Below are 12,961 nucleotides of genomic sequence, written 5' to 3'. Positions count from 1 at the left end.
GACTTGATCCGGCGATCCATCGTTCGGGAGATGGATGCGCGGGTCAAGCCCGCGCATGACGGAGTTGGTCAGTATCACGCTCGTCATTCCGGGGCACGCGCGCCAGCGCGTGAGCCGGAATCCCGAGGTGATCTGAACATCGAGATTCCGGGTTCGCGAGCTGCGCTCGCGCCCCGGAATGACCGACGGATCGAACTACTTCACCACCGCGGCGGTCTGGCCGAACAGCATCTTCTTTTCTTCCTCGGTGCGGATCGTCGGCTGGCCGAAGCTCGGGTTGACCTCCTTGGCCTTGGCGTAGGCGCGCTCGGCGGCAGGCCGCGCCGCGATGGCCTCCAGCCAGCGCCTCAGATGCGGGAAGTCGTCGATGTTCTGGCCCTGGTTCTTGTACGGCACGATCCACGGATAGCTCGCCATGTCGGCGATCGAATAGGTGCCGGCGAGGAATTCGCGATCCGCCAGCCGCTTGTTGAGCACGCCGTACAGCCGGTTGGTCTCGTTGACGTAGCGGTTGATGGCGTAGGGAATCTTCTCCGGCGCGTAGACGTTGAAATGGTGGTTCTGCCCGGCCATGGGTCCGAGGCCGCCCATCTGCCAGAACAGCCATTGCAGCGTGTCGTTGCGCCCGTACAGATCCTTCGGCAGGAACTTGCCGGTCTTGTCGGCGAGATACAGCAGGATCGCGCCGGATTCGAACACCGACAGCGGCTTGTCTCCGCCGGCGGGCGCATGATCGACGATCGCCGGCATCCGGTTGTTCGGCGCGATCGCCAGGAAGTCAGGCTTGAACTGATCGCCGGCGCCGATGTTCACCGGCACGATGTTGTAGTCGAGCCCCGCTTCTTCGAGGAACATCGTGATCTTGTGACCGTTCGGCGTGGTCCAGTAGTACAGGTCGATCATGAGCGTTTCTCGCGGCTGAGGGTGGCATCCCAATTGGATGCATATGCATGAACTTTCACCACTTGCCCGGCGAAGTCAACCCGCCGACCCGCCTCAATCCACGCTGGCCTTGACCGGCTCGATCACTTCGAAATTCGGCGAGAACTCGTCGAACATGCCGAACAGCTCGCGCAGCTTCAGCGGGTTGCCGCTGACCCACAGGTCGCCGGTGGCGATCGCGCCGAGGAAGCTGCGCTGCTTCAGCGAGATCGCATCGAAGGTCGGGCGGCTGAGCGTGACGCTGACATTGGCGTCGCTGGAGAGCTTGCCGGCGACGTGCGACAGCGCCGAATTCTCCAGCGTCATCGTGTAGGTCTCCTTGGTGTCGCTGAAGGTCCAGTTCACCACGATGCGCTTGCCCTCGGCCTTGGCGGGATTGAGCCGGACGGCGAGGAAATCGAAGGCGAGATCGACCGACACCGCCTTCAACAGATCGGGGTTGGCGGTGCTGAGCGCCGTCGCGGCGAGACCGCTGCGCAGCTCCTGCGCGCCGAGCAGATAGGCGTTGCGCCAGGTCGCGGCCTCGGCCTGATAGCCGAGCTGTTCCAGCGCGTCGGCGCCGAGCGCCCGCGCCTCCTTGTTCGCCGGATCGGCGAACACCAGCTTGCTGGCGACGCTCGCGACCCAGCGATACTGGCCGGCCTTGTAGTCGTCGCGGGCGCGGGCCAGCACGGCGGCGGCGCCGCCCATATAGTCGATCTCCTTCTTCGCCTGTTCGGCGCGCGGCAGCGGATTGAGCTCGGCCGGGTTGGCGTCGTACCAGCCGAGATAGAACTGATACACCGCCTTGGCGTTGTGACTGACCGAGCCGTAATAGCCGCGCGCGGCGAATTCGCCGGCCAGCGACGGCGGCAGCGTCAGCCGCTCGGCGATCTCGGTCGGCGTCAGGCCGTGATTGAGCAGCCGTACGCTCTGGTCGTGGATGAATTTGTAGACGTCGCGCTGCTTCTTCAGATAGCCGACCACACGGTCGCGGCCCCACACCGGCCAATGGTGCTGCGCGATGACGATGTCGGTGCGGTCGCCGTAGCGGTCGATCGCCTCGCCGATATATTTCGACCACAGCCGGCCGTCGCGCACCGCCGCGCCGCGCAGCGTGTAGAGATTGTGCAGGGTGTGGGTGGTGTCCTCCGCCATGTTGAGCAGCCTGAACTGCGGATAATACGAGATCATCTCCGACGGCGCCTCGGAGCCGGGCACGAGATGGAATTCGATCTCGACGCCGTCGATCGTGCGGGTCTCGTAGGATTGCTGGATGGTGTCGTTCGGCGGGATCAGCGACAACGGCCCGAGCGCCAGCGCCTTGCCGAGCCCGGCGTCGACCTGGCCGCGCTCGCCGACCGGCAGCGGCGCGCCGAACTGGAACTGGGCGCGGCGGCTCATCGCGTTGCCGGCGATGACGTTCTCGGCGACCGCATGCTCCATGAAGCCGGCCGGCGCGATCACCTTGACCTTGCCGCTCGCGGCGTCGGCCTCGCTGATCAGGCCGCGCGCGCCGCCGAAATGGTCGATGTGGCTGTGGGTGTAGATCAGCGCCACCACCGGCTTGTTCGGCCGGTGCTGATAATACAGATCGAGCGCCGCCTTGGCGGTCGGCACCGTCATCGTGGTGTCGGTGACGATCAGCCCGGTGTCGCCCTCGACGATGGTGAGGTTGGCCATATCGAGCCCGCGCACCTGATAGACCCGGTCGGCGACCTGGAACAGGCCGTTGGCGAGATTGAGCTGCGCCTGCCGCCACAGACTCGGATTCACCGTCGGCGGCGATGCTCCGCCTTTCAGGAAATCGAAGGGCTTCAGATTCCACACCGGCGGCGCGCCCGCGGCACCGGCGACGACGCCGTTCGGCAGCGGCGCGATCAGGCCGCGCTGCGCATCCTCGAAATCCGCGCGGTCGGCCAGCGGCAGCGCCTTCGCCACCGCCTCGTTGGCGGCCCGGGTCGCCGGCTCGGCGTCGTTCGGTTGGGCGATCGCAGCGGCGGGCAGCGCGAGCGCAGCAACGAGGAGAGCCAAGGCAGTGGGACGGTGCATGGCGGGAGCTCTCGAGGCGGGAACGGAACCGCAGCTTACGGTTCCCGGCGGCGAAGGAAAGACCGCGCAGTGCATTCGCAACGGCATTCCGCACCACAGCCGCATCGCAGCAAAATTCTGTCGCGCCCCGGTTCTGCGGCAGCGGCTCCGCGCAAAGCGCCCTTTCATCGATCGTCGACTCTGCCCATATTCCCGCCGATGGCGAAATCTCCCGACACTCCGAAAAAATCGACCCGCGCGCCGAAATCCAAGGCGCATCGGCCCGAGGTGAAGCCGATCGGCCCGGCGCTGGCCGAGCTGCTGAACCCGGCGCTGAACCGCGGCGATGCCGGCCTCGGCTCCGGCACCGGCTTGCAGCCGCCGCCGGACAATTCGCACGACCGCCGCAGCGGCGGCGAGGCCGCGGTGCATCGCGGCCGGGCCTCGACCGCCAGAGCGGGAGACGGCGCGACGCCGCGGCCGACGGCGCTGCAGCCTTATCCGCAGCCACCTCGGGGCTCCCCTCCCCCTCGCGGGGAGGGAGCCCGCCCCGGACTTGATCCGGGGTCGGGGGTGGGGGGCCACGGGCAAGGATTGGGTCAAGGCTTTGCCGAAGCCCAGCAGGCCAATTACGGCACCGCCGCGACCATTCCGACGCTCGATCCGGAGCTGGCGCGGCAGCTCGGCCTGCCGACCGAGGAGGACGACGCCGAAGCCTTGGCCCGTCCGCCGCGCAGCAAGATGGAGGCGCTCGGCGTCAAGGCCACCGCCGACGCGCTGGAGAGCCTGATCCGCGACGGCCGCCCGGAGTTCAAAGGCGAGGACGGCGGCGTCAAGCTGTGGGTGCCGCACCGGCCGCCGCGCCCGGAGAAATCCGAAGGCGGCGTGCGCTTCGTGCTGAAATCCGACTACCAGCCGCGCGGCGACCAGCCGCAGGCGATCAAGGAGCTGGTCGAAGGCATCGACCGCAACGATCGCACCCAGGTGCTGCTCGGCGTCACCGGCTCGGGCAAGACCTACACCATGGCCAAGGTGATCGAGGCGACGCAGCGCCCGGCGATCATCCTGGCGCCGAACAAGACGCTGGCGGCGCAGCTCTACGGCGAGTTCAAGAACTTCTTCCCCGACAACGCCGTCGAATATTTCGTCTCGTATTACGACTACTACCAGCCCGAGGCCTACGTTCCGCGCACCGACACCTATATCGAGAAGGACTCCTCGATCAACGAGCAGATCGACCGGATGCGCCACGCCGCCACCCGCGCGCTGCTCGAACGCGACGACGTCATCATCGTCGCTTCGGTGTCGTGCATCTACGGTATCGGCTCGGTCGAGACCTATACGGCGATGACCTTCGCGCTGAAGCGCGGCGAGCGGATCGATCAGCGCCAGCTGATCGCCGATCTGGTGGCGCTGCAATACAAGCGCACCCAGGCCGACTTCACCCGCGGCACCTTCCGGGTGCGCGGCGACGTCATCGACATCTTCCCGGCGCACTACGAGGATCGCGCCTGGCGGGTGAAGATGTTCGGCGACGAGATCGAGGGCATCGAGGAATTCGACCCGCTCACCGGCCACAAGCAGGACGAGCTGGAATTCGTCAAGATCTACGCCAATTCGCACTACGTGACGCCGCGGCCGACGCTGATCCAGGCGATCTCCTCGATCAAGACCGAGCTGAAATGGCGGCTCGATCAGCTGCACGCGCAGGGCCGGTTGCTGGAAGCGCAGCGGCTGGAGCAGCGCACCACCTTCGACATCGAGATGATGGAAGCGACCGGCAGTTGCGCCGGCATCGAGAACTACTCGCGATATCTGACCGGCCGCCGGCCGGGTGAGCCGCCGCCGACGCTGTTCGAATACGTGCCCGACAACGCGCTGGTGTTCGCCGACGAGAGCCACGTCTCGATCCCGCAGATCGGCGCGATGTTCAAAGGCGACTTCCGCCGCAAGGCGACGCTGGCCGAATACGGCTTCCGGCTGCCGTCCTGCATGGACAACCGACCGCTGCGGTTCGAGGAATGGGACATGATGCGGCCGCAGACCGTCGCGGTGTCGGCGACCCCGGCGGCGTGGGAGCTGAACGAGTCGGGCGGCGTGTTCGTCGAGCAGGTCATTCGCCCGACCGGACTGATCGATCCGCCGGTCGACATCCGCCCGGCCCGCACCCAGGTCGACGATCTGGTCGGCGAAGTCCGCGCCACCGCGGCGCGCGGCTATCGCACGCTGATCACCGTTCTGACCAAGCGGATGGCCGAGGACCTCACCGAGTTCCTGCACGAGCAGGGCATCCGCGTGCGCTACATGCATTCGGACATCGACACCATCGAGCGCATCGAGATCATCCGCGACCTGCGGCTCGGCGCATTCGACGCGCTGGTCGGCATCAACCTGCTGCGCGAAGGCCTCGACATTCCCGAATGCGCGCTGGTGGCGATCCTCGATGCCGACAAGGAAGGCTTTTTGCGCAGCGAAACGTCCCTCATTCAGACCATCGGCCGCGCCGCCCGCAACGTCGACGGCAAGGTGATCCTCTATGCCGATCAAATGACCGGCTCGATGCAGCGCTCGATCGACGAGACCAATCGCCGCCGCGAGAAGCAGATCGAATACAACACCGCGCACGGCATCACGCCGGAGAGCGTCAAGAAGTCGATCGGCGACATCCTCAACAGCGTGTACGAGCGCGACCACGTGCTGGTCGAGATCGGCGACGGCAAGGGCGCCGGCTTCACCGACGACGCCGCGGTGATCGGCCACAATTTCGAGGCGGTGCTGGCCGACCTCGAAACCCGGATGCGCGAAGCCGCCGCCGACCTGAACTTCGAGGAAGCCGCCCGCCTGCGCGACGAAGTCAAACGCCTCCGCGCCACCGAGCTCGCGGTGATCGACGATCCCACCGTGAAGCAGCGCGGCGTCACCGAGAAAGCCGGCGCCTACGCCGGCGCCAAGCGCTACGGCGCAGCCGCGAACCTGCCGGCCGAGACGAGCAAGGGTGGACGCGGCAAGGGCGCGCGCGGCGCGTCGGGCGACAGTGTTTCGCGAGGCCGCGCCGTCTCGTCACCCTCCCCCTTGCGGGGAGGGTCGGCTGCCGCAGGCAGCCGGGGTGGGGGTGCCCCAGGCACAGCCTCCAAGGTCCACAAACCCGACCTCGACGAAATGGGCATCGCCGGCTGGCACGAATTCAAGAAAGTCCAACGCGACAAGCCGCGCAAACCGACGCTCGACGAGATGGGCCCGGGCACGGAGAGCAAGATCTATCAGCCGACCTCCAGCCGCGAAGCCGGCCCCGAATTCGGCCCCTCCCCGCGCTCGACCGGCGGCGCGCCGGGAAAGAGGGGCGGGTGGAAGAAGAGGTAGGAGACCTAGACGGTTACGTCTATTCCATCAAACCGCTGAGCAAGCTATCTACAGGACGGCAGCTGAGCGGCGGGGTCAGGATGAGACCTCGGCAACGCCAGAGATTGAGGCGGGCTTGCGTCGCGCTGCTTCCTTGCTGCACGTTGCCAATCTAAAGAAGTTGCTAACTTTGCGACCATAGGTTGACGCTCCGCAAATTGAACGGGGCGATTAAATGACACAGACGAATTTCGGCTCCCTTACTAAAGAGCCTCCACTTGAAAAATTAGATGCCGCAATCCTCGCTGCAGCCCCTGGAATGCCATACCAGGCACTTCTTGATTTTGCGCGCCATTCTCCGAACTCTCATCGTGACGCACCGGGATTGATTAGCAAGCGCTTCTTAATCATCAACAATGGACGTATTTCTTACGATTATTTTCTTTCTCTGACGAAGAGTTACAGTCTGAATAGCGCCTTGTTGAGAAAGGTGATGTATTTTGTTTGGGCTTACAGAGACGAGCGCATAAGACGCTTCATATGCGAAGTGATAGCCGACTCTTCGGGAAATTGGCGACCGACCGAATTGACGAACAAGAGAAACGCCGATTTTTTCAATCTATGGCTAAGCAAGAAAGCATCAAAGAAAGCTCGATCAAACTTCGAATTTTTCTTAAGCGAGACAGGAATCTTCGACGCCTCTTCGAATACTGTACGCTTGGAAAGGGAGGATGGTTGGCTTGAACAAGCCGCAATCGTTGCTGCGCAGCACGAGCCAGATCTTGTCGCCAGAGACGAACTGCTAGCCAATCCAATCAACTTCTTAAGAGACAGAGGCTGGTTGGGTCTGTTAAATTCCGACGACACAGTCAAAATTGTAGTTCCTCCAACAAATCTGCTAGACACTGATTTACTCGAAGATGAATCTATCGAGACTTGCCCTGCTACGGTTAGCCAATCACGGGATTGGGACCGACGGCCACCTAGTGGGGCGAGCAGCGCAAAGGGGGCCACATTCAATCTGAACATGATTGCCCGCGAGCGAGCAAATAAGTCTCACTACGACCTTGAAAAGGCACTTGCGGACCTTGTGAGGAAAATCGGATGCGCTCCAAAGTACAATCAGAACATCGACCTCCACTTCGAGGTCGAAGGCCACTCCGTGTTAGTGGAAATCAAGAGCTGCACGGACCGCAACTTTCACACACAAGCGCGGCGCGGAATAAGCCAGTTGCTTGAATACCGCTTCCTCTATCGAGACCTTCTTGATCCTGGAGAATGGATGCTTCTCCTAATGGAGGCAGCACCACCAGAGGGAAAAGAGTGGCTCGTGGAACATGCATCATCAGTCGGAATTATCCTGGCATGGATGGATGCAAAATCCGAAAAAGTTGTTACGACAACAGAGATCCCCGCAACGCTTACGCGTGTACTAAGCAGCGTTTAGTCGCTCACTCAGCAGCATCCAACTCAGTTCTTGAATGATAAGAGTATGTCCTCCATGTCGGACGATAGCTATCATCGGCCTGATTCCCCCAATTCGACCACCCCTGCCGAATTCCGCGGGAGAACAATTCGATGAACGGCCCAGGTGAGCACGACTCGATAATTTCATACTGCTCATCCGGCTTTCGCGAGTGCTCTCGCTTGCGCGTTGCAAGCAAATTGACCTGACGCCGTCCTGGCGCGAGCGTGCGCGCATTCTTGCCGCGTACGCCGAACAGGATCAGCTCGGTCACATTACGAAAATAGAAACCGACACCCCGACCGTCGGAGCCTCCATCCTTGCGGACTTTGTGCCAGACGATGTTCGACTTGTAGGTGAACCCCCAGGCTTGCATCACCGCGAGGCCGTCCGGCAGCATCGCATTCGGCACCCACAGATAAAGGTGTGAGGTCGGCGCAGCGATGTCTTGTACCGGCAGCGAACAAATCTCGTCAAGCTTCATGGTGCCGTAGCGCGACAGACGGCGATGCTCCGGCGCAACCTTGCCAGTCTTGTTGGTGAACTGCCATGGTGGGTCAGCCAAAATCGTGGCGAACTTTCGCTTTCCTGCGAACCTCAACAGATCGTCGGAGGCGGCGTTATTGGTCTTTGACATAGCAGGTTGCTCTAATTCCAAAGACAACAACGGGGCATCCGCCGCCGCTTCCGCCTTCAAGCCTCGGTAGTAGTTTCGCCATGTGGGTCGTTGAGTTGCCAAAGCTCGGCCCTCTACCCAACTCGTTGAAGATGGTCTGAAGTTCTGAGCAACGCGTGATGATGACGCCGACGTCGATCGCGCGCAGATCGAACAGCAGACGGAAGTTGTTGAGATCCCGATCGTAAAATGGATCCTTGTTGTTCCACTCCACTTCGAGCGCGACACGATCCTTGTAACAGTCGACCTTGTGTGTGGGGGCAGCATGTTCTGCTTCGTCCACTACAATCTTTGTTTCGAATTTCTTCTCGGCCCATCCCAGCTTGGTGAAATGCGAGTCCAGCTTGCTGGCTATGAGCCCCTTCGCACCGCCGGGCTTCATCACATCGGAGGTCGAGAATGAGAACCCCCGCAGCACGGCGAGGATGTCGGCCCATTTTTCGGGGTGTGCCGCCGAAAGTATCGCGATCCCGTTGCGCCATTCGAACACCTCGTAACGCGCAGCAATATCGTCAGGGACAAACGAATGATTCGGCATGTGACCATTGTTCATGGTCTGGCGCCGCCTAGAAGCGATTTGTACAATGTACTCTATTTGTTCTCAAGCAAAATTCACAGGAATCCTCGGAAAATCGAGCTAGGCTTGGCAGCGGGCGCCCGGAAGATGGGAGGGCTTTGGAAACGCCGTGACCAACATTCGATCCGCATCAACGATCAATGGCAGATCTACTTTGATTGGCGCGACGACGGCGCCGAGATGGTTGAAACTGTAGACTATCAGTTGAGGCGCTCAGTATGGCCAAATCAAAGCAGCTCCCCCCGATCCCTCCCGGCGAGATTCTGATCGAGGAATTCATGCGCCCGAACGGGATCAGTCAGAACCGGCTGGCGCGCGATATCGACATCAATCCGGCCCGGGTCAACGACATCGTGCACGGCCGCTCTGCGATCACCGCCGCAGTCGCCCTGCGGCTGGCGAAGTACTTCGGCACGACGCCCGAACTCTGGATGAACCTGCAGGCGTCCTACGGCCTGCGCCGTGCCCGCGCCGCAGACTGGCCCGCCATCGAGCCGCGCGTCCGCGTGCTCGCCGCGGAGTAGACGCTACGGTTTTTTCGCCATGCGCCCAGGGTAGTGGCAGCGGCCACACGTAGCCGACTGCCCACCAGCCACCTGCGCCGACGCGAGCGGGAAGCCTCGGCTGCCCCGGCACTCTTACTCTTCGATCAGCACCTTGACCGCCGCCGCTGCCTCGGCCCGATCCTCGATCAACACATACTCCCCGCGTCCCAGCGTCGCCGCGCTCGCCGTGACCACCGCGCGCTTGGGGCAGATGCCGAGACAGCCGGTGGTGACGAGCTTGGGGCGCTTGCCGCCCTGCGCGGCGGCGGCGTGCTTCAGTTCGGCTTTCAACGCCCGCTTCAGCTTCTTGCCGCCGTCGATTTTCGACAGGCATTTGCCGCAGATCAGCACCGGTGACGGGCGTTTGGGGCGGGCGATGGGGAGGGAGGATTTGGTGGGCATGATCGTCATATAGGGACGATCGGGCCACGTAGGATGGGTTGAGCGCAGCGAAACCCATCGAACTCCATGAGCGTGAGTGATGGGTTTCGCTGAGCTCAACCCATCCTACGAATTCTTGCTCCAAGCACGGACCTCATCTTGAGGAGCCCGGCGCGGCCGGGCGTCTCGAAGGATGGCGGCGGCCTCACGGCCTCATGGTTCGAGACGGCGCTGCGCGCCTCCTCACCATGAGGGACCGCGGTGGGGCGACACAGAAAAAGGGCGACGCATCTCGCGCCGCCCTTTTCGATGACTTCAGCAGTGCTGCGCGGGATTGATGGGTTTCGCTGACGCTCAACCCATCCTACGCGTCCCTCGCCTTACACCCGCTCGATGATGATCGCAGGCGCCATGCCGCCGGCGGCGCACATGGTGACGAGGCCGCGCTTGAGGTTGCGACGCTCGAGTTCGTCGAGCACGGTGCCGACCAGGATCGCGCCGGTGGCGCCGATCGGGTGGCCCAGCGCGATCGCGCCGCCGTTGACGTTGACCTTGGAGCGGTCGAGGTCGAGGTCGCGCATGAACTTCTCGGCGACCACGGCGAAGGCTTCGTTGATCTCCCAGAGGTCGATATCGTCCTTGGTGAGACCGGCCTTCTGCAGCACCTTCTTGGCGGCCGGCACCGGCGCATTCAGCATCAGCGTCGGATCGTCGCCGATATTGGCCATCGCCACGATCTTGGCGCGCGGCTTCAGGCCGTGCTTGTCGGCGTATTCCTTCGAGGTCAGCAGCAGCGCCGCGGCGCCGTCGACCACGCCCGACGAGTTGCCGGCGTGATGGACGTGCTTGATCTCGAGGTCCGGGTACTTCTGGTTGATCAGCTTGCGATAGGTGGTGCCCTTGTCGTCGAGCGGATAGTCGGCCATCGCGGTGAAGGCCGGCTTCAGCGCGGCGAGGCCTTCGGCGGTGGTTTCGGGGCGCGGATATTCGTCCTTGCCCAGCACCACCTTGCCGTCGTCGTCGACCACCGGAACGATGCTCTTGTCGAAGCGGCCTTCCTTGATGGCGATCGCGGCGCGGCGCTGGCTTTCGAGGCCGAGCGCGTCGAGCGTTTCGCGGCTGATGCCTTCCATGCTGGCGATGGCGTCGCCGCAGATGCCCTGGTGCGACTGCGGATGCACCTTGGCGAGGCGGGCGTTGCCCGAGCCCATGCCGAGCGGCGGCTTGCCGGCCGCCATGTCCTCGGCGGCCATCGAGGCGGTCAGCGACATCATCTCGGTGCCGCCGGCGATCACCACGTCTTCCATGCCGCTCATGATCTGCGCCGCGGCGAAGTTCACCGCGGTGATGCCGCCGCCGCAGAAGCGGTCGAGCGTGGTGCCGGACGCCTTGATGTCGTAGCCGGCGTCGAGCGCCGCCATGCGGCCGAGGTCGCCGCCCTGCTTGCCGCGCTGGGTCGAGGTCGACCAGATGATGTCATCGACATCGGCGGTGTTGAGCTTGTTACGTTCGGCGATCGCCTTCAGCACGGTGGCGGCGAGGTGCTGGGGATGCATGTCGGCCAGAGCGCCCTTTCCGACCTTGCCGATGCCGCGGGGGGTGCGGACTGCGTCGATGATATAGGCGTCTGCCATCTTGTTCTTCTCCCGATCTTGTTTGCGGTTTGTTGGGGCTTGGCGGCGAGATTGTCCGAGACGCCAGCGAAGTCAAGCCGCAGCGGCGATGCAGCACCATGCAATCGCCGGCGCACGTCGGCTTATGCCGCGCGGCGGAACTGACGAATTGCCAAGCGTGGTGCGGCTCTGCATAGTCGCGCGCAAATCGACACTTCTGGGGGACTACCAACATGGCCGAGGCCGATCTCGACGCGATCATCCGGCAGCTCGCGAAACAGCAGACCAAGGCGCTGACCGCCGCGGTGAAGAAGCGCCGGGCCGCCCTGCAGGCGCGCGCCGCCAAGGCCAAGGACGCGACCGGCAAGGCGCAGGCCAAGGCGCTGGCGACGGTCGCCTACGAACTGGGACTGGCCGCGGCGAAGCGGCTGCAGATGGCCGCCGACAACGCCGCCGACTCTTATGCCAGGGCGATGCGCAAGGCAGCCGAGGAAGCGGCCGCAGCCGCCAAGCCGAAACAGAAGCAGAAGGACGAGCCGGCGGACGACGCCGCGAAGACCGGCGCCGCCAATCCCGGGTCGCGCCGCAAGGCGGCGAAACACGACAAGGCAGCGGCGGCCAAGACACCGGCGAAGCCGGCGGCCGCAAAGCCGAAACCGGCCCGGAAGGCGAAGGCCTGATCGATCGGCCGGCTCCCGAAGCCGGCCCGACCGGCCGGCAGGATGCGGCGGCGCTGGAGAGAACCGCCGCATCCGCACGGCGCGACCGGTCATTGCTACCAGACCGTCGATCCGGTCCGGCACGACCGGCCGCCGATCGAAGCGCTCCGCGCCGCGGAGCGCCCGGGGCCGCTGATTGCCGGCGGCTTATTGCTGGCGGATGATGCCCGCGACCTTGTTGGTCTGCGGGTTCACCAGCACGATCCGGTCGTCCAGCATCGCGAAGTGATAGTTGCGGATCACCGGAACCTCGCTCGCGGCCTGTGACGGCAACGGCCGGGTGCGGACGTCGTTCGGCACCACTTCGCCGACCTTGCCGATGAAGTTCGCCGGCGGGGTCTGGCGCTGCGCGCTGCCGCTGAGATCGCTCCACAGCTTCTGCTTCTGCGAATCCGACAGCGTCAGCCTGCCGTGCGGCGCGGCCGAGCCGGTGGTGGCGTGCTCCATCCGGTCGCCACGCTTCATCGCGTTCGAGGCATCGCTCCGGTCGGTTCCGGTCGAGGCATTGTTCTGGGACATGGTGCCCGCGAACGCACCGGATGCGCCAGTGAACGCCAGCGCGGTCGCCAACACGATCGACAGGTGCTGTTTCATGGATGATCCTTCCTTTCGTTCGGGTTCGATGTCGCCCCCCCGAACCGAACGACCGACGCCGACCTCCAGCCGCCGCCGCGCTCGGATGCAAGGGCAACGC

General features: G+C 63.9%; 11 protein-coding genes. 4 read left to right on the top strand and 7 right to left on the bottom strand.

Annotation, left to right across the window (positions count from 1 at the left end):
* Positions 1-195 precede the first annotated feature (195 nt).
* Entirely contained in the window at positions 196-903 is a 708-nt protein-coding gene (locus tag DWA33_RS17525; RefSeq protein ID WP_114359666.1) for a glutathione binding-like protein, read from the bottom strand.
* A 93-nt stretch (positions 904-996) separates the two neighbouring features.
* Positions 997-2,973, bottom strand: a complete 1,977-nt coding sequence (locus DWA33_RS17520; protein ID WP_114359664.1) for an alkyl/aryl-sulfatase — start codon at positions 2,971-2,973, stop codon at positions 997-999.
* A 198-nt stretch (positions 2,974-3,171) separates the two neighbouring features.
* Here DWA33_RS17520 and uvrB point away from each other — a divergent pair, with 198 nt between their 5' ends.
* Together uvrB and DWA33_RS24935 are read left to right on the top strand one after the other, a co-directional pair.
* Positions 3,172-6,312: an excinuclease ABC subunit UvrB gene (uvrB, locus tag DWA33_RS17515; RefSeq protein ID WP_114359662.1), complete on the top strand. Its 3,141-nt coding sequence runs from the start codon at positions 3,172-3,174 to the stop codon at positions 6,310-6,312.
* 214 nt (positions 6,313-6,526) lie between these two features.
* Positions 6,527-7,738, top strand: coding sequence for a hypothetical protein (locus tag DWA33_RS24935; RefSeq protein ID WP_147270251.1), 1,212 nt, complete (start codon positions 6,527-6,529; stop codon positions 7,736-7,738).
* 4 nt (positions 7,739-7,742) lie between these two features.
* On the opposite strand, the gene DWA33_RS17510 is transcribed toward DWA33_RS24935, so the two are convergent.
* Together DWA33_RS17510 and DWA33_RS17505 are read right to left on the bottom strand one after the other, a co-directional pair.
* The gene (locus DWA33_RS17510) at positions 7,743-8,393 is read right to left on the bottom strand and encodes an MT-A70 family methyltransferase (RefSeq protein ID WP_114359660.1); all 651 of its coding nucleotides are present in this window, start codon (positions 8,391-8,393) and stop codon (positions 7,743-7,745) included.
* Positions 8,377-8,970: a BglII/BstYI family type II restriction endonuclease gene (locus tag DWA33_RS17505; protein WP_114359755.1), complete on the bottom strand. Its 594-nt coding sequence runs from the start codon at positions 8,968-8,970 to the stop codon at positions 8,377-8,379. The genes DWA33_RS17510 and DWA33_RS17505 overlap by 17 nt, the downstream gene beginning before the upstream one ends.
* 257 nt (positions 8,971-9,227) lie before the next feature.
* Between DWA33_RS17505 and DWA33_RS17495 the strand changes: the two genes are divergently transcribed.
* Positions 9,228-9,533, top strand: coding sequence for a HigA family addiction module antitoxin (locus tag DWA33_RS17495; protein WP_114359658.1), 306 nt, complete (start codon positions 9,228-9,230; stop codon positions 9,531-9,533).
* Between the two features lie 114 nt (positions 9,534-9,647).
* On the opposite strand, the gene DWA33_RS17490 is transcribed toward DWA33_RS17495, so the two are convergent.
* Both DWA33_RS17490 and DWA33_RS17485 read right to left on the bottom strand, forming a co-directional pair.
* Positions 9,648-9,965 carry a (2Fe-2S) ferredoxin domain-containing protein gene (locus DWA33_RS17490; protein ID WP_114359656.1) on the bottom strand — a complete coding sequence of 106 codons (318 nt, stop codon included), beginning with the start codon at positions 9,963-9,965 and terminating at the stop codon, positions 9,648-9,650.
* A 350-nt stretch (positions 9,966-10,315) separates the two neighbouring features.
* Positions 10,316-11,569, bottom strand: coding sequence for an acetyl-CoA C-acetyltransferase (locus DWA33_RS17485; RefSeq protein WP_114359654.1), 1,254 nt, complete (start codon positions 11,567-11,569; stop codon positions 10,316-10,318).
* Between the two features lie 212 nt (positions 11,570-11,781).
* On the opposite strand from DWA33_RS17485, the gene DWA33_RS17480 reads away from it, so the two are divergent.
* A complete protein-coding gene (locus DWA33_RS17480; RefSeq protein ID WP_114359652.1) occupies positions 11,782-12,228 on the top strand; it encodes a hypothetical protein in 447 nt (148 codons plus the stop codon).
* A gap of 186 nt (positions 12,229-12,414) precedes the next feature.
* Here DWA33_RS17480 and DWA33_RS17475 read toward each other — a convergent pair whose 3' ends face one another.
* A complete protein-coding gene (locus DWA33_RS17475; RefSeq protein ID WP_114359651.1) occupies positions 12,415-12,861 on the bottom strand; it encodes a DUF1236 domain-containing protein in 447 nt (148 codons plus the stop codon).
* Positions 12,862-12,961 lie beyond the last annotated feature (100 nt).

The sequence above is a fragment of the Rhodopseudomonas pentothenatexigens genome, from assembly GCF_900218015.1.
Taxonomy (GTDB): Bacteria; Pseudomonadota; Alphaproteobacteria; order Rhizobiales; family Xanthobacteraceae; genus Rhodopseudomonas; species Rhodopseudomonas pentothenatexigens.
The sequence above is the reverse complement of the archived record's forward strand: the minus strand, read 5'-3'. Positions and strand labels throughout refer to the sequence as shown.

What these genes read in the sequence shown, in the direction of transcription:
- DWA33_RS17510 (WP_114359660.1), bottom strand. Translation starts at nt 8,393, where the DNA reads ATGTCAAAGACCAATAACGCCGCCTCCGACGATCTGTTGAGGTTCGCA.
- DWA33_RS17520 (WP_114359664.1), bottom strand. Translation starts at nt 2,973, where the DNA reads ATGCACCGTCCCACTGCCTTGGCTCTCCTCGTTGCTGCGCTCGCGCTG.
- DWA33_RS17485 (WP_114359654.1), bottom strand. Translation starts at nt 11,569, where the DNA reads ATGGCAGACGCCTATATCATCGACGCAGTCCGCACCCCCCGCGGCATC.
- DWA33_RS17525 (WP_114359666.1), bottom strand. Translation starts at nt 903, where the DNA reads ATGATCGACCTGTACTACTGGACCACGCCGAACGGTCACAAGATCACG.
- uvrB (WP_114359662.1), top strand. Translation starts at nt 3,172, where the DNA reads ATGGCGAAATCTCCCGACACTCCGAAAAAATCGACCCGCGCGCCGAAA.
- DWA33_RS17475 (WP_114359651.1), bottom strand. Translation starts at nt 12,861, where the DNA reads ATGAAACAGCACCTGTCGATCGTGTTGGCGACCGCGCTGGCGTTCACT.
- DWA33_RS17505 (WP_114359755.1), bottom strand. Translation starts at nt 8,970, where the DNA reads ATGCCGAATCATTCGTTTGTCCCTGACGATATTGCTGCGCGTTACGAG.
- DWA33_RS17495 (WP_114359658.1), top strand. Translation starts at nt 9,228, where the DNA reads ATGGCCAAATCAAAGCAGCTCCCCCCGATCCCTCCCGGCGAGATTCTG.
- DWA33_RS17490 (WP_114359656.1), bottom strand. Translation starts at nt 9,965, where the DNA reads ATGACGATCATGCCCACCAAATCCTCCCTCCCCATCGCCCGCCCCAAA.
- DWA33_RS24935 (WP_147270251.1), top strand. Translation starts at nt 6,527, where the DNA reads ATGACACAGACGAATTTCGGCTCCCTTACTAAAGAGCCTCCACTTGAA.
- DWA33_RS17480 (WP_114359652.1), top strand. Translation starts at nt 11,782, where the DNA reads ATGGCCGAGGCCGATCTCGACGCGATCATCCGGCAGCTCGCGAAACAG.